Annotated in this window: 13 protein-coding genes; 1 reads left to right on the top strand and 12 read right to left on the bottom strand. The window is 40.3% G+C overall.

What is annotated here, in order from left to right:
* Positions 1 to 75 precede the first annotated feature (75 nt).
* Positions 76 to 1,119, bottom strand: coding sequence for an SDR family oxidoreductase (locus IGI64_RS00550; RefSeq protein ID WP_429939136.1), 1,044 nt, complete (start codon positions 1,117 to 1,119; stop codon positions 76 to 78).
* Between the two features lie 108 nt (positions 1,120 to 1,227).
* Here IGI64_RS00550 and IGI64_RS00545 point away from each other — a divergent pair, with 108 nt between their 5' ends.
* Positions 1,228 to 1,674 (top strand): MerR family transcriptional regulator, encoded by a 447-nt coding sequence (locus tag IGI64_RS00545; RefSeq protein WP_429939135.1) that lies wholly within the window; start codon positions 1,228 to 1,230, stop codon positions 1,672 to 1,674.
* 81 nt (positions 1,675 to 1,755) lie between these two features.
* On the opposite strand, the gene ftsY is transcribed toward IGI64_RS00545, so the two are convergent.
* The 11 genes from ftsY to plsX all read right to left on the bottom strand — a co-directional run bounded on the left by ftsY (position 1,756) and on the right by plsX (position 15,441).
* Entirely contained in the window at positions 1,756 to 2,763 is a 1,008-nt protein-coding gene (gene ftsY / locus IGI64_RS00540; protein WP_016623821.1) for a signal recognition particle-docking protein FtsY, read from the bottom strand.
* 10 nt (positions 2,764 to 2,773) lie between these two features.
* Complete coding sequence (locus IGI64_RS00535) at positions 2,774 to 3,583, bottom strand: Cof-type HAD-IIB family hydrolase (RefSeq protein WP_429939134.1); 810 nt, start codon at positions 3,581 to 3,583, stop codon at positions 2,774 to 2,776.
* A 9-nt stretch (positions 3,584 to 3,592) separates the two neighbouring features.
* Entirely contained in the window at positions 3,593 to 7,174 is a 3,582-nt protein-coding gene (smc, locus tag IGI64_RS00530; protein WP_429939133.1) for a chromosome segregation protein SMC, read from the bottom strand.
* A gap of 16 nt (positions 7,175 to 7,190) precedes the next feature.
* Entirely contained in the window at positions 7,191 to 7,883 is a 693-nt protein-coding gene (gene rnc / locus IGI64_RS00525) for a ribonuclease III (RefSeq protein ID WP_429939132.1), read from the bottom strand.
* A 198-nt stretch (positions 7,884 to 8,081) separates the two neighbouring features.
* The gene (locus IGI64_RS00520; protein WP_016623826.1) at positions 8,082 to 9,863 is read right to left on the bottom strand and encodes an oligopeptide ABC transporter substrate-binding protein; all 1,782 of its coding nucleotides are present in this window, start codon (positions 9,861 to 9,863) and stop codon (positions 8,082 to 8,084) included.
* A gap of 26 nt (positions 9,864 to 9,889) precedes the next feature.
* Positions 9,890 to 10,804 carry an ABC transporter permease gene (locus IGI64_RS00515; protein ID WP_034861754.1) on the bottom strand — a complete coding sequence of 305 codons (915 nt, stop codon included), beginning with the start codon at positions 10,802 to 10,804 and terminating at the stop codon, positions 9,890 to 9,892.
* Between the two features lie 30 nt (positions 10,805 to 10,834).
* The gene (opp4B, locus tag IGI64_RS00510; RefSeq protein WP_016623828.1) at positions 10,835 to 11,797 is read right to left on the bottom strand and encodes an oligopeptide ABC transporter permease; all 963 of its coding nucleotides are present in this window, start codon (positions 11,795 to 11,797) and stop codon (positions 10,835 to 10,837) included.
* On the bottom strand, positions 11,797 to 12,741 hold the full coding sequence (locus tag IGI64_RS00505; protein WP_429939131.1) for an ABC transporter ATP-binding protein: 945 nt from the start codon (positions 12,739 to 12,741) through the stop codon (positions 11,797 to 11,799). Before IGI64_RS00505 ends, opp4B begins: the two co-directional genes overlap by 1 nt.
* A complete protein-coding gene (locus IGI64_RS00500) occupies positions 12,742 to 13,746 on the bottom strand; it encodes an ABC transporter ATP-binding protein (protein ID WP_034861757.1) in 1,005 nt (334 codons plus the stop codon). It abuts the gene before it with no gap.
* A 337-nt stretch (positions 13,747 to 14,083) separates the two neighbouring features.
* On the bottom strand, positions 14,084 to 14,326 hold the full coding sequence (gene acpP, locus IGI64_RS00495) for an acyl carrier protein (RefSeq protein WP_034861759.1): 243 nt from the start codon (positions 14,324 to 14,326) through the stop codon (positions 14,084 to 14,086).
* A gap of 110 nt (positions 14,327 to 14,436) precedes the next feature.
* Positions 14,437 to 15,441 (bottom strand): phosphate acyltransferase PlsX, encoded by a 1,005-nt coding sequence (gene plsX, locus IGI64_RS00490; RefSeq protein WP_016623832.1) that lies wholly within the window; start codon positions 15,439 to 15,441, stop codon positions 14,437 to 14,439.
* Between the last annotated feature and the right edge of the window lie 8 nt (positions 15,442 to 15,449).

Here is a 15,449-nt window from a genome sequence, read left to right as displayed (position 1 = left end):
AGGTTGCTGATTGTTATTGCTTTCATAAATGAAGCACAGCTTTATCAAAAGATTTTTCCACTGTTATTTAAATAGTTATTTGGTAAACCATTCTTTTCCTTTATATTTTATCATGCTGTCGATTCCAGCCAGCACAGCTTCTTCATTTGTTTTGGTTGGCTTCCAGCCTAAGAGTTGTTTTGCTTTCTCATTGCTGATGTCACGATTGATTTCCATTAATAGTTTTCCTTCTTTTGCTCTTTGATTGAATAATGCACCTATATTCACCGTCCAACGCGGTAACTGTTTTAGTGACAGTTTGCCAGCAATTTCTGGGCGTTTTTTTTGGATTAGTTCTGCGATTTCAACTAAAGAAATTTGCCCATCAGCAGAAGCAATGAAACGTTCTCCTGCGGCTTCTGGTACAAACATACTGCGAATATGCAAAGAAACGACATCTCGAACATCTATAACATTCAATGGAAGCGGTGGAATTCGTTTGAATGTTCCATCAAACAAACCTGTCAGAAGGCTGAAACTGCCAGAAAAATGTTCATCTAAAGAAGGACCATAAATGGCGACAGGGTTCACTGTTGTAAATTCAAAAGAGGGTTTTTCTTGTTTTACAAACGCCCATGCTGCTTTTTCCGCTAATAATTTTGATTTTTCATAGATCGATAAGCCAGCTTCATTTTCATCCGTCCAATCTGCTTCTGTCGTTATCTTTTGGTGGTTTTTATTGCTAAAGCCGATTGCGCCAAAATTTGAAGTCATCACTACGCGTCTTATATTGGAATGGCTAGCTGCTTTTAATATACGAATGATCCCTTCTTTTGCTGGGCGAATCAATTCATCTTCATTTTCTGGTTCTCCGAAAAATACAGGAGAAGCCATACTGAATACATATTCACAGTCTGCCATCAGTTCTTCCCAATGATCATCTTTCGTTAAATCTGCTTCAGCAAATACTAGATTTTCTATATTTTTTGCACCGTTCTTTTTCAATGTTTCGATAACACGTTGGCTACTTTTTAAAGATCGCACGGTTGTTTTTACTGGATAGCCTTCTTGTAACAATCCATAAATCAATTGCATCCCTAAAAAACCCGTCCCGCCAGTCACTAATATATATTTTTTCATAAGTATTCCCTCTATTCTTAGTTGTTGTTTGTGAAAAATAATGAGTTGCGTTATAGTGACTTTAAACCCTAGACTATACTCTAGTGCAACTAAAAAGGAGTAAGATTTATGACTTATACGATTAAAGAAGTATCAGAGATTTTTGATCTTTCTATATATACTTTACGTTATTATGACAAACAAGGTCTTTTACCTTTTGTCTCAAAAAATGATTCTGGTTATCGCGAATTCACCGAATCTGATTTAGGCTTCATTTACACAATTTGTTGTCTAAAAAATACCGGTATGCCGCTGAAAGATATCCGCACATACATCGACTACTGTATGCAAGGTACCTCCTCAATTGAATCTCGTCGTCAATTATTGGAAAACCATCGCCAAAATGTGCTTGAACAATTAGAAACGTTGCAGACGAACCTTGCTGAAGTCGACAAAAAGATTGAAGATTACAGTTCGCCTGACGCAGAAAAAATCATTGCTGAAAAAATTCAGAAAACTCGTTTAGAAAAAGAAAAGTATGCTTTGAATGATCCATTTTTCCATACTTCTAAATAACACAAAAAGACTGGTTTCCATCTCGCTAGCTGAATGATCGGCTGCGAAAGGGAAAACAGTCTTTATTTTTTTGTTTACAGATTAATCTTCTTTTTGGAGCAGACCTTTGAAGAGTCCAACGACAAAATCATTTGGATCAAATGGTTCTAGATCATCGATTCCTTCACCTAAACCAACCAATTTGACTGGTAAATGAAGTTCATTTCGAATGGCCAAAACGATACCGCCTTTTGCTGTACCATCCAATTTTGTTAACACTAAACCAGTAACATCAGTTGTTTCTTTGAATTGTTTTGCTTGGACCATGGCATTTTGTCCTGTTGTAGCATCTAAGACCAATAACGTTTCCTGCGGTGCTTCTGGCAATTCACGCTGGATAACGCGCTTGATTTTGTCCAATTCGTTCATCAAATTGACTTTGTTTTGCAGACGTCCTGCTGTATCGACCAAAAGGATATCAGCTTGTTCTGCTTTGGCTTTGGTGATCGCATCAAAAACGACCGCTGCTGGATCGCCGCCAGCTTTGCCGCGTACGACTTCTACATCTGCGCGTTCGCCCCAAATAACTAATTGATCAATTGCACCTGCTCGGAATGTATCCGCAGCAGCTAACAAGACTTTCTTGCCTTCTGTTTTGTATTGATGTGCTAATTTCCCGATGCTGGTTGTTTTTCCGACACCGTTGACACCAACAAATAACATAACAGTTAGTCCATCTTCATTGATTGTTAATTCGTTGACTTCATTCATGCCTTCTTGTTCATAAAGGTCGACTAATTTTTCGATGATCGCGTTTTGGATCTCAGCAGGTTTCTTTGCATTACGCAATTTTACTTCTTGGCGCAAATCTTCGCTGATTTTGATTGCTGTTTCAAAACCGACATCTGCACCAATCAATGTTTCTTCTAATTCTTCAAAAAAGTCTTCATCGACTGTTCGGAAATTTGCAAACAGTTCATTCATCCGCTCGCCGAATGTTTTACGGGTTTTTTCCAGCCCTTTGTCATATTTTTCCTGGACTTGGACCTCTGTTTCTTCTGGTTTTTCTTCTCCAGTAAACGCGCGTTTGATTTTGTCAAAAAATCCCATGTTTTCCCCCCTATGCTAATACAAATTTTTCGATAACTTCGGCAACGCCGTCTTCTTCGTTGCTTGAAGTGATATAATTTGCGACTGCTTTTACTGCATCCACAGCATTGTCCATCGCCACACCCATTCCAGCATATTCGACCATTGGCAAGTCATTTTCTTCATCACCGATCGCCATGACTTCTTCTGGCAAGATCCCTAAATCTGCTGCTAAAAGTGAAATACCATAAGCTTTGGTAACTCCTTTAGGCATAAATTCCAGCAACATACTTCTTGTCTTGATGATTTCATATTTCTCATGGAAATGTGCTGGGATTTCTTGGATTTTTGGATCGAGAATTGATTGATCATAAGCGATAACTGCTTTGTTCAAAATCATATCTTCTGTGATCATCTCTAATTCTGCTGTTTGGAAGTCAAGCAGGCTGTTCAATACGTTATACAAAGATTGCTTTTCAGGAGCTGTCGGCAATTGTAAAACAGTTCCGTCAGATAACACATCTAAAGGTAACTCTAATTGTGCAGCCAGCTCGTACAATGCTTGGATATCTGAAACTTGCATGACTTTTTTCTCAATGATCGTACCTGTATCATTTTGTTGGACCAATCCGCCGTTGAAAGTGATACTGAAATCACCTTCTTCGACAAGTGTCAATTCTTCCAAATAATGAGCCATTGCCGCTAAAGGACGGCCAGTGCACAAGACGATTTTCACGCCTTGTTCTTTGGCTTTTCTTAGTGCTTCTTTGTTTCTGTCAGAAATACGTTTTTCTTCGTTCAATAATGTGCCATCTAAATCTATGGCGACTAATTTGATCATATTTTCTCCCTACTTCTCGACTGCTTCGATTTTTCCGTCTTCTTTCACGTCTTCCATCCGAACGGAAACGATTTTTGATACACCAGATTCCTGCATCGTAACACCATATAAAACATCAGCAGCTTCCATCGTTCCTTTACGGTGCGTGACGACAATAAACTGGGTGTCGTCTTGGAAATTGCTTAAATAGCGTCCAAAACGTGCGACATTTGCTTCGTCTAGGGCAGCTTCTACTTCATCCAGAATACAGAATGGTACTGGACGGACTTGGATGATCGAAAATAGAAGTGCGATTGCTGTCAGCGCACGTTCTCCGCCAGAAAGCAAACTTAGATTCTGTAATTTTTTGCCAGGCGGCTGTGCTTCGATCTCAATACCTGTTTTCAGCAAATCGGTTGGATCTGTCAGCACTAACTCTGCCCGGCCACCGCCGAACATGTTTGGAAAGACGACTTTAAATTCTTTACGGATAGCCTCAAAAACTTCTTTAAAGCGTGTTTTTACTTCATTGTCCATCTCAGTCATTGTGTCGAACAATTGATTTTTTGCAGATAAAAGATCATCTCTTTGGGAAACCAGGAATTCATAACGTTCGTTTACCTGCTCGTATTGTTCGATCGAATTCAAGTTGACTGGACCAAGTTTTTCGATTTTTTCTTTCAATACTGCGACTTGCTCTTTTGCTTCGTCGATTGCTTCTGTTTCAGTATATTCTTGAAGTGCTTGTTCGAATGTCAGCTGGTATTCGCCAGATAGATAATTCATTCGATTTTCTAATGTCATCTCTGTACGATTTTTTTGGACATCGATTTTGGTCTGCTGCGTCAAATACTCTTTTTGCTCACGGTTTTGTGCTGCTTGTTTCGCTTCACCCGCATCGATTTTTTCTTGGATGCTTTCCCGCTCGCTTTTGGCATTGTGCAATTCTTCTTGCAGCTGTTCACGCTGTACAGATAATTCATTGATTTGCGCGGACAGACTCTCTTCTGTCACTTCATGATCTGAAAAGTCCGCAGTTAAAGCTGCCAATTGTTTCGTGATATTTTCTTGTTTTTCGACAGCTTCCATTTTTTGGACACGCGCCCCGCGAAGCTGGATCTGCAAGTGATTGTACTGTTCTTTCAACACGGCGAGACTTGCTTGTTCTTGCGCTTGCTGATTTTGGAGCTTGATTCGTTTTTCTTCCATCTGATCGCTTTCCTGGTTCAGCGATTTGATTTCTTCATCAATCGATTGGCGTTGTGTCTCGATTTCTTTATGCTTATGTGTCAGCTCTTCTTTTTGTGCTTGATATTCAGCAAGGAATTGTTGTAATTCTCTTGTTTCAAAATTAGATATCTGTTGTTCTTTTTCAAAGCGCGACAAATCATTGCTTACATTTTGCAGCTGGTTATCGATTTCTTGTTCTTTAAAACGCATTTGTTCATTGGCTGAGCGAAGTTCTTCTTGTTCTTCACTCAACTTCTGGACTTGCTGCTGCAAGGCTTGGACTTGTTTTTCTTTTGATTTCAATTTTTGATCTGCTTGTTCAAAATCATTCGTCAATTGTTTCAATTCCTGATTTTGTGCAAACAAACTGCCTTGGTTTCCGCGTTTATTGGCACCACCAGTCATTGATCCGCCTGCATTCATCACATCGCCCTCTAAAGAAACGACTCGATACTGGTAGCGGATTTTTTTAGCCAGCGCATTCGCACTTTCCAAATCTCTTGCCAAAAGGATCGTTCCTAGAAGGTTATCGACGATTGTTTGGATTTTTTCCGGAAAAGCAACTTGTTGTCCTGCAACGCCCATGAACCCATCGATTTCTTGTGCTTGAGCGATGATATGATCTGGAAGCTGACGTGGTTTGATCGTTGTCAATGGCAAGAAAGTTGCCCGACCGCCGCGTTGCTGCTTCAAGTAAGTGATTGCTTTACGCGCATCGATTTCATTTTCCATAATGATGTGCTGTGCTGCGCCGCCTAAAGCTGTTTCAACAGCCAGTGTAAACTCTTCAGGAACTTCAATCAATTCCGCAACTGCACCAACGACGCCTGACAATTGCTGTTTGTGTTGAAGGACAAGACGAACGCCTTGATAAAAACCAAAATAGTTTTCTTGGATTTCCTGCAAACTTTTTTGTCGTGCGCGTAATTGCTGGACTTGGTTCATCAGCTGGTACATTTGCTGTTGTTCTTTTGCAAATGCTTCTTGTGCTGTTTGTAATTCCGTTTGTACTTCTGCAAAACGCGCTTTTTGTTCAGAGAATAAACGTACAAGCTGCTGCTGGTTCTCTGTTAATTCTTGTTTTTGGACCATCAGTTCTGCAACTGTCGCAGAAACTTCGGATTGTTTTGCTAATGTCTGCTGATTCTTGGCCGTTTCTTGCTGGTGCTGTCTTTCAAGATATTTCAGCTCATTGCTGACAGACGCTTGTTCCTGCATCAAATCAACATATTGATCACGGAGTTCTGCCAACAGTTCTTTGGTTGATTTTTGGTACTTTTCCAATTCTTGCTGTGTATGGACAAAACGGGTTTCCGCTGCTTGGATCTCTGCTTCTTTTTCTTTGGCTGTTTCTGCTAATTCTGCATATAGTTTTTCAAAATGCGCGACTTTGCTTTCGGCTTCTTTCAACGCATCTTGGTATTCTTTTGAGCTTTTTTTCGTGTGTTTCGAGCGCTCGATCAGGACTTCTTTTTGCCCTTCTGTTTGCTTCAGTTTTTCTGATAAAGTCAGAAGTTTTTGCTGATTTTTTTCCATCAAACGATCAGTTTGGGTTTTCTGTTTGCGCCAGCCGATAAGCACTGTTTCATGTTCTTCGATCTGCGCATTCAGTGCGTCCAATTGTTTGGTGCAGCGTGTGAGTTCTGCTGATTGCTTTTCCCATTCTTGCTGTGCTTGTTTGATTTCTGCGATCAACAAAGAAACATCTGTTTGAGTCAGCTCTTCTTTTAATTTCAAGAATTCTTTTGCCGTTTCACTTTGACTCGCTAAAGGAACTAACTGCTCTTCTAGTTCATGGATGATATCTTGGACCCGACTTAGATTATCTTCTGTTTCAAAAAGCTTTTGCTCTGCTTTTTTCTTACGCTGTTTGTATTTCAGTACACCTGCTGCTTCTTCGAAAATCCCTCGGCGATCTTCTGGTTTGCTGCTGAAAATGGCTTCTACTTTACCTTGGGAAATGATTGAAAAGGATTCTTTTCCTAGCCCGGAATCCATAAATAATTCTTGGATATCTTTCAGACGGCAGCTTTGTTTATTGATCGAGAATTCGCTCTCGCCGGTTCTTCGATAACGGCGGCTGATACTGATTTCGTTGTATTCCAATGGCAAATAATGGTCACTGTTGTCCAACACAACGGTTACTTCTGCTATATTCAATTGTTTGCGGGAATCTGATCCCGCGAAAATGATATCCGGCATTTTTCCGCCGCGTAAACTTTTGGCTGATTGTTCACCCATGACCCAGCGGATAGCTTCTGTAATGTTGCTTTTTCCGCTGCCGTTTGGACCAACCACCGCTGTTACGCTATTCTCAAAATCAATCACTGTTCGATCAGCGAATGATTTAAAACCGGCGATTTCGATTCGTTTCAAATACACGAATAGTTTCCCTCACTTACTTTATTAAGGCTGCTAATGCATTTTCCGCAGCAGCTTGTTCCGCTAATTTTTTTGATTTACCTTGGCCAACGCCAATCAATCGATCATCAACATAGACTTCGATTGAAAAAATACGTTCGTGGGCTGGACCTTCTTCGTTGATCAGACGATAGTCAATAATGACATCTCCTGCTTTTTGCAAAACTTCTTGCAATTTTGTTTTGTGATCCATCTCATGTGAAAAAGCACCCGCTTGGATTTTCGGAAAAATAACAGCTTCAATAAATGTATGTGCTGCTTCAAATCCTTGATCTAAATATAATGCGCCTAAAAAAGCTTCGAAAAGATCGCATAACAATGCGGGGCGTTGTCTTCCGCCAGAATTTTCTTCCCCTTTTCCTAAAAGCACATATTGATCAAAATGGCATTCTTTTGCGAATTTCGATAAACTATCTTCTCGAACGATGGCAGCACGCATCTTTGTCAATTTTCCTTCTGGCATCTCTGGAAATACACAATATAGATATTGCGAAACCATCAATTCCAAAACTGCGTCGCCTAAAAATTCTAACCGTTCATTGTCAGATAAGTTTAAATTGCGATGCTCATTCACATAGGATGAATGGGTAAAAGCTTGTTCGAGCAAGTTTAAGTCATGAAAAACGATGTGGTATGTTTGTTTAAGTTCTTGTGTCAGCTGATTGTCCATTCTCCACATTCCTTCTGTAGGGATTTTTTATAATACCTCCCTATTATACTGTTTTTTCTCTGTTTTTGAAATGCTTGAGTCAAAAGTAAACAAAGGCTTAAGAATAGGAGGTGGAAAGAAGTTTTTACCTAAAAAAACAAAAAAAACCGCTGGACGTTGAATGGTCCAGCGAGTCTCTTTTTAATATTTTCAGATTGCTTATTCTCTGTTTTCTGAAGTTACTGTCACTTTTGCCCATGGATTTGATGCTTCATAAGACCAATCCCAATCTTTTACGCGATTGTTTACTGGCAAAATCTCATTACGGAACAATGTCGGGATCGCAAAAGCTTCTTCAAATGCATATTGCTGCCATTCTCTATAAGCGTTCGTTTGGTAATCTTCATCAAATGCTTCACTTGAATTAATGTTGTTGATCAATTCTGTGTTCTTGTCTGATTCATAACGTGTGTAGTTGAATGCAGCATTTGCTCCCCATAGACCTACAGGATTTGGATCATTTCCTGTACTCCAAGCTGCTTGGTAAACATCGATTTCAGGATCATCATTTTCCAAACGGTCATAGAAAGCATTGAATTCGATCAAACGGCCTGATGTATACTCTACTTTCAAACCAATCTCATTCCATTGTTGAACGTAGTAATCTGCAAGAGGCTGTGCTGTTTCTCCGCCAGACATAGAAGCAAAGTTGATAACTAACTCGTTGCCGTCTTTGTCTTCACGGAACCCGTCGCCGTCTACATCTTTAAAACCAGCATCATCCAATAATTTGTTTGCTTTGTCGATATCTTGCGTAAATCCTTCCATTTCATCGTCGTGGAAAGACTTGAATACTGGCGGGATCAAGCTTGTTGCATTACGACGCAAACCAGCATAGAAACGTTCGCCCACAGCATCATTGTCTAAAGCATAACCCATTGCTTGACGCAATGATTTGTCAGCCATTTTTGAATTAGGATCATATTCGACAGAACGTGTATCTGCGTTCCATTTTCCTAATTTGAAGCCGATATATGTGTATGAAGTTTGTTCACGGCCAAGGTTTGTATATCCTTCTACATCTTGATAAGATTCATACGTATCTGTCGGCATTTGGAAAATCATATCGTATAGTTTTGAATTCAGCGCTTCAGTAGCACTTGCTGTTGGAACAGATTTCATCGTGATTTTCTTCAATTGAGGTGTGCCATTCCAGTAATGTTCGTTTGGCAAGTATTCAACTGACTCACCTGGAATGATGTTGCTCATGTAGTATGGACCAAATGTAACTGGCGCTTTACGAACTTGATCGCTGGATTCCATGTCTTTGACTTCTACGCCTTCTAATGTATGTTTAGGCGCAGCATATGACCAGATTCCGCCGCCAGATTGAAGCATACTTGGTTCAACTTCTTTGTATTCGATCTCAACTGTTTTATCATCTACTTTTGTGATACCAGAAATCGTATCTGAATCACCATTATGATATTCTTCCATTCCTACGATGTTTCTGAACGTGTCATCGTAGCGGATACCTGTGTAATCTTTATGTCCGATGATTTCATAAGGGAAAATCACATCATCTGCAGTCACATCTTCACCATCTGACCATTTGACGTTGTCTTTAATAGTGATTGTTGCTACTTTTCGGTCTATATCCAAATCTAATGTTGCAGCACCGTCATCCGTGATCTTAAAGTTATCATCATTGGAAAATAGTGCTTCGTGAGATGGTTCCATAAACATGCGGTCGAAAGCATCTTGGTAAAACTCCCACTGGAACAATCCTTTGAATTGGCTGTCTGTTGCAACAGCTGCTTCTAACACGCCGTCTTCGATTGGATCGTTGTCGTTTTCCATTGCAATCGGAAATTGAGTTACATCATTGCTGGCATTTGAATTGTTGTTGGCTGAGTTGTCGGTGTTTCCCCCTCCGCCGCTGCAAGCTGCTAAAACCATTGCGGACATCAGTGTTGCAATTCCAAAAACTTTTTTCTTCATTTCCTATATCCCCCCTGCTATGTGTGTTATCCCAAACGTTGGCGCGCATCAGCTGAGCGTTTGAACGCCTGTCCAACGTAGTTTATACTCAACATCAAAACTAAGATCAGAATCGATGCAGGTAACCAGATCCATTGCCGATTGACTAAAACATCTCCGCTGCTGGCGTAACCAATCAATGTACCTAAACTTGGCACATTTGCCGGCAAACCGAAGCCCAAGAAAGTCAACGTTGTTTCAATTCCGATATTTGCCGCAAAATTCATTGTCAGGTTGGTAATGATCAATGAACTAAGATTCGGCATGATTTCTCGAAACATGATTTTGAAATCACCGGTACCCATTGTTTTAGAAGCATTGACATAATCGCGGCGTGCTTCCGACAAAGTCTTACTTCTAAACAGCCGCGCTTTTGCGACCCAATAAAAGGCACTCATGATAAAGATGAAAGACCATACGTTGTAGCGAGGAATGATCGAAACAAACACGATGATGATCAGCATGATTGGTAAAATCATGATGAAATCAACGATACGCATCAAAATGTTATCGATGAGTCCTCCGTAAAAACCAGAAATGATCCCAAGTCCCACACCGATGATTGATGTGATGATCGTAATAGCAAAACCTATTGTGACTGAGTTTCTAGCACCAATAATCAACTGGCCAAAAACATCCCGGCCACCTTCATCTGCGCCAAGCAGATACTGCGAACCATTCATTGAAACGGCTCCCGGCGGCGCATACTTGTCAAAAATACTTACAAACATTACTTTATCTTGATCTATAAGAACCGCACCGATAAAAATCACTAATAAAATAATGACCAGCAGTCCCAGAGAAAAAATCGCGATTTTATCTTTTTTGAATTCTCGAGCAATCATCCGGATACCCATTGGCGGGATGCTTTCTTGAGCGACTTCTTTTGTTTTATTACTCATTTGCATCATTCTCCTTTCTGTCGTTGATCGTTATTGGATTCGAATACGCGGGTCGACGATACTCATGATGATATCTGAAAGCAGCGTACCCACTAATGTCGCAATCCCTAAAATCAAGACCAAAGAAGTAATGACTGTGTAGTCCCGCTGACCGATTGAATCGATGAACAGTTTTCCGACACCAGGATAACCAAAGATTTTTTCAATAACGACGGAACCTGCGATCAATGAAGTGATTTCGTAGCCCATCTGAGAAGCCATTGGTAATGCTGCATTTCGGAAAATATGGCGGCTGAATACTTTGCTTGTAGGAACACCTTTTGAACGAGCTGTCCGTACAAAGTCTAATGATTTGGAGTCGATCACTTCGCTTCGAAGATACTGGATCGTTACTGCTGTAGCTAAAAATGCTTGTGTGATTGCCGGAAGCAAAATGAATTTCATCCGGTCAAAGAATTGAGCAACTATTCCACCCTGCATCCCTAATGTTTGTGATCCGCTTGTTGGGAACCAGCCTAAACGGTAACCGAAAACGAATAGCATGATCAGACCAAAGATGAATAATGGAACGGCAAAACTGAAGAAGTTATAAATGACCACGATTTTGTCTAAAATCGAATTTTGGTAACGCCCTGCGAGCATTCCTAACGGCACCGCGATCAAATAGGTAATAATAACTGTTAGAACAGAAAGATATAATGTATTGACGACACGTTCGCCAATCAGTGAGGAAACTTCTCGTTTATATAAGAAACTTTGTCCAAAATCACCTTGTAACGCATTTCCTATCCAACGAAAATATTGTTCATACCATGGATCATTCAACCCAGCTGCTGCTCTCATTTGTTCAATAACTGCAGGATCTTGGTTCGGATTGATCAACCCAGTAAAAGGATCTCCTGGCATTGCTTGCGCTAATAGAAAAATCAAAATACTTAATATGATGACTTGCGGAATCATCAGCAATACACGACGCGAAATCGTTTTCCACATTAGTCAGCACCTCCATCTCTTAATGCTACTTTGTGCGTCTCATTGATCGTACGCAGATCATATACCCGTCCAGCTGAATCATAATACTTTTGCTGATTCTGGATATATTCTCTTTCAACTTTGCGGCGATTTTCTTTATGCATTTCCCGATTCTCCACGTCGATTCTCGGAATAGCAGATAAGAGACGTTTCGTGTAGATGTGGCGCGGATCTTCATAGATATCTTTTCTAGTCCCAATTTCTACAAAGCGCCCTTTATACATGATCGCAATGTTGTCGCACATATGTTTTACGACACCTAAATCATGAGAGATAAATAGATAGCTTAAGCCAAATTCTTGCTGGATTCGTTTCATAAAGTTCAACACCTGAGCCTGTACGGATAAGTCAAGAGCAGATACCGGCTCATCGGCTACGATCAATTTTGGATTCGTCGCCACTGCTCGCGCAACACCTAGACGTTGTCTCTGTCCTCCTGAGAATTCATGAGGATATTTGTAAAGGGCGTCTTCCGGCATGCCGACAATGTCTAGCAAATGTTTTACTTTTTTCTTTTCTTCTTGATCGCTTAGCCGTTCAAAGTTTCGAATCGGTTCTGCGATGATATCCAATACACGTTTTTTAGGGTTCAAGCTGGACATCGAATCTTGGAAAATCATTTGGACATCTTTGTTATAGCCAATTTTTTTTCGGTTGCTTGCGCGAGAAACATCTTTTCCTTCATAAATGATCTCGCCGCCGCTGATTTTTTCCAAACCTACGATTGCTTTTCCAGTCGTTGATTTCCCTGATCCGGATTCGCCCACCAAACCATATGTCTTTCCTTTTTCAATCACGAAATCGACCCCGTCGACAGCAAATACATGGTCTGTTACTCGGTTCAGAAAACCGCTGCGAATAGGATAGTGTACTTTTAAGTCTTTGATCGTTATTAGTTCTGTCATCTACACCTCTCCTTTTTCGTCTCTAAAATGAAAATGCTTATAGCAGGAACAACGTACAAGATGTCCTGGTGCTATTTCATGTAAAACCGGGTTTTCTTCGTGAGCGCTCTCTGGGATCCAAGGAATCCGCGGAGCAAAACGGCAGCCTTTTCTTGGCATATTTTTTAGTGAAGGAACCACACCTTCTATAACATGCAATTCAGCATCGTGGTCATCTTCTTGCGGGATGGAATTCAATAGTGAACGGGTATATGGATGTTTTGGATGGTCAAACAGCTCTTGGACTTCTGCAACTTCGACAAACTGTCCGCCGTACATCACTGCCACACGATCAGCCATTTCTGCAACGACTCCTAAATCGTGAGTGATCAAGATGATGCCGGTTTTCGTTTCTTCTTGAAGGTCTTTCAGCAAATCTAAAATCTGTGCCTGGATCGTTACGTCTAACGCTGTCGTCGGTTCATCCGCGATAACGATCGGCGGTTTGCAGGCAATAGCAATGGCGATGATCACACGCTGTCTCATACCGCCAGAAAGTTCATGCGGATATTGGTGTCCAACGCGTGCTGGATTTGGGATTCCTACTTGTTCCAAAAGCTCAAGTGCTCTTTCTTGACGTTCATTTGGTGTCATTTTAGTATGGTAGTATAGACCTTCTTTGATTTGATCTTCAATTCGCATCAAAGGGTTAAGAGCAGATAACGGATCCTGGAAGATCATTCCAATATCATTTCCTCGAATCTTGTTATATAAAGTTTCGTTTAATTCAACCAGATTCAGGTCTTTGTAGAGGATTTCACCGGTGATTTTGGTATTATTGGGATCTAACAGTCCCATAATAGTAGTAGCTAATGTACTCTTTCCGCATCCGGATTCTCCAACGATGGCTAAAATCTCATTTTTGTCTAAAGTAAATGAGACGTCATCTACAGCATCGTAGAACTCATCTTTGATCCTGAATCCTGTGTGCAGATTCTGAATATCTAATAATTGATTATCTGACAAACGAATACCCCTTTCTGCCTTCTTGTTAATAGAAGTTTGAATAGTACGGAAGACATCTATTTCTCTATATAGAAAAAAAGGATTCCACAAATCCTTTTCTTAATATAGCGTAATAGTTTTTTAATAATTATATATAAAAACGTTTTAACATGCAACCCTTGTTTTGTTATAATTGTAAATTGTCAGAAAACTCCGTCTATTTAAGCGCCTTCTAGTTTGTTTTATGAGAACATTTCCTATTTAAAGTACAAATGAAAAAATAAGTACAAATGTTTTTTTATGAAAATTATAAAATAAAAAAACCGCAGCAGTTTTTCACTGCTGCGGTCCTTTTTGTCTATTTCAAATGTTCTGAGATGTAGTTTACAGCACCACCGACTGTTTCGATTTGTTCTGCATCTTCATCAGAGATCTCTGTGCCAAATTCATCTTCTAATTCAAGTACGAATTCCATAATGCTGATAGAATCAGCTTTTAAATCATCTTTGATATTCAACTCATCTGTTACTTTGTCCGCATCCATATCAAAATGGTTCGAAATGATTTTCGCTACTTTAGTAAATACTTCTTCACGAGTCAATTTTTTCACCTCCAACTTCGAGAGAGACTACCTTAATCAAGGCTAATTTTACTGACAATTATCAATAATGTCTACCTTTTTTTAAAAATTAAGGGGTAAATCTTAGCTATTTATTGGTTTTCTTCTTTTTCAAAATGTTCAACAAGCTGCCCAACAACATTTGTTTCCAACATTGTATGGATTTGGCGAATCGTATAACGAACAGCATCCGGTCCTGTTGCACCGTGTGTTTTGACAACTGGCGCTTTCAGCCCAAATAAAACTGCTCCGCCATGGCGGGAATAATCCATTTCATCTTTCAATGAACGCAAACCATTCTTCAACAGCATCGCGCCCATTTTCCCTTTGATGCCTTCATTCATGATTGAGGCCTTCAACATGTCCATCAAGTTCAAAGCTGTTCCCTCGATAGATTTCAAAACGGCATTTCCAGTAAATCCATCTGTTACGACAACGTCTGCGACACCGTTTAGCAAATCACGCGCTTCGACATTTCCGATAAAATTCAAGCTTGTTTCCGCTTGAAGCAATTCAAATGCCCGTTTTGTGACTTCGCTCCCTTTTGTCGGCTCTGTTCCATTATTCAACAATCCAATTCTTGGACGTCCGATACCGCGAACTTTACGCGCATAGAAAGAACCAAGAACGGCATACTGTAAAAGATGCTCTGCTTTATTATCTGCATTTGCACCTAGATCCAACATGTCAAAGCCGCTGTCTGGTTTGCCCATCACTGGCAATGTAGACATCAAACCAGGACGTTCGATATTTTTGATACGTCCTACAATAAATAAACCTGCAGCTAACAGCGCACCAGTATTTCCAGCTGAAAAAATCGCATCTGCTTCACCGTTTTTGACTGCTTGAGCAGCCAAGACCATGGATGCAGTCTTTTTGCGGCGAATTGCTTTGACCGGCTCATCGTCGCTGTTGATCTTCTCATCAGTATGGATAATAGTGATATTCTTTTCATTTGTTAAATATTTTTTGATCTCGGATTCTTTCCCATAAAGCAGGAATTCGACATCCGGAAAATCTTGCTGGGCTAAAGAAACGCCTTCAACGATTGCTTTTGGCGCGTTATCTCCGCCCATTGCGTCTACTGCAATTTTCATCGGTTTGG

Source organism: Enterococcus sp. DIV0210g (genome assembly GCF_050559705.1).
Taxonomy (GTDB): domain Bacteria; phylum Bacillota; class Bacilli; order Lactobacillales; family Enterococcaceae; genus Enterococcus_B; species Enterococcus_B faecalis_A.
The sequence above is the reverse complement of the archived record's forward strand: the minus strand, read 5'-3'. Positions and strand labels throughout refer to the sequence as shown.

Excerpts from the sequence above, each read along its gene's own strand:
- IGI64_RS00550 (WP_429939136.1), bottom strand. The coding sequence starts at position 1,119 with ATGAAAAAATATATATTAGTGACTGGCGGGACGGGTTTTTTAGGGATG.
- IGI64_RS00545 (WP_429939135.1), top strand. The coding sequence starts at position 1,228 with ATGACTTATACGATTAAAGAAGTATCAGAGATTTTTGATCTTTCTATA.
- ftsY (WP_016623821.1), bottom strand. The coding sequence starts at position 2,763 with ATGGGATTTTTTGACAAAATCAAACGCGCGTTTACTGGAGAAGAAAAA.
- IGI64_RS00535 (WP_429939134.1), bottom strand. The coding sequence starts at position 3,583 with ATGATCAAATTAGTCGCCATAGATTTAGATGGCACATTATTGAACGAA.
- rnc (WP_429939132.1), bottom strand. The coding sequence starts at position 7,883 with ATGGACAATCAGCTGACACAAGAACTTAAACAAACATACCACATCGTT.
- IGI64_RS00520 (WP_016623826.1), bottom strand. The coding sequence starts at position 9,863 with ATGAAGAAAAAAGTTTTTGGAATTGCAACACTGATGTCCGCAATGGTT.
- IGI64_RS00515 (WP_034861754.1), bottom strand. The coding sequence starts at position 10,804 with ATGAGTAATAAAACAAAAGAAGTCGCTCAAGAAAGCATCCCGCCAATG.
- opp4B (WP_016623828.1), bottom strand. The coding sequence starts at position 11,797 with ATGTGGAAAACGATTTCGCGTCGTGTATTGCTGATGATTCCGCAAGTC.
- IGI64_RS00505 (WP_429939131.1), bottom strand. The coding sequence starts at position 12,741 with ATGACAGAACTAATAACGATCAAAGACTTAAAAGTACACTATCCTATT.
- plsX (WP_016623832.1), bottom strand. The coding sequence starts at position 15,441 with ATGAAAATTGCAGTAGACGCAATGGGCGGAGATAACGCGCCAAAAGCA.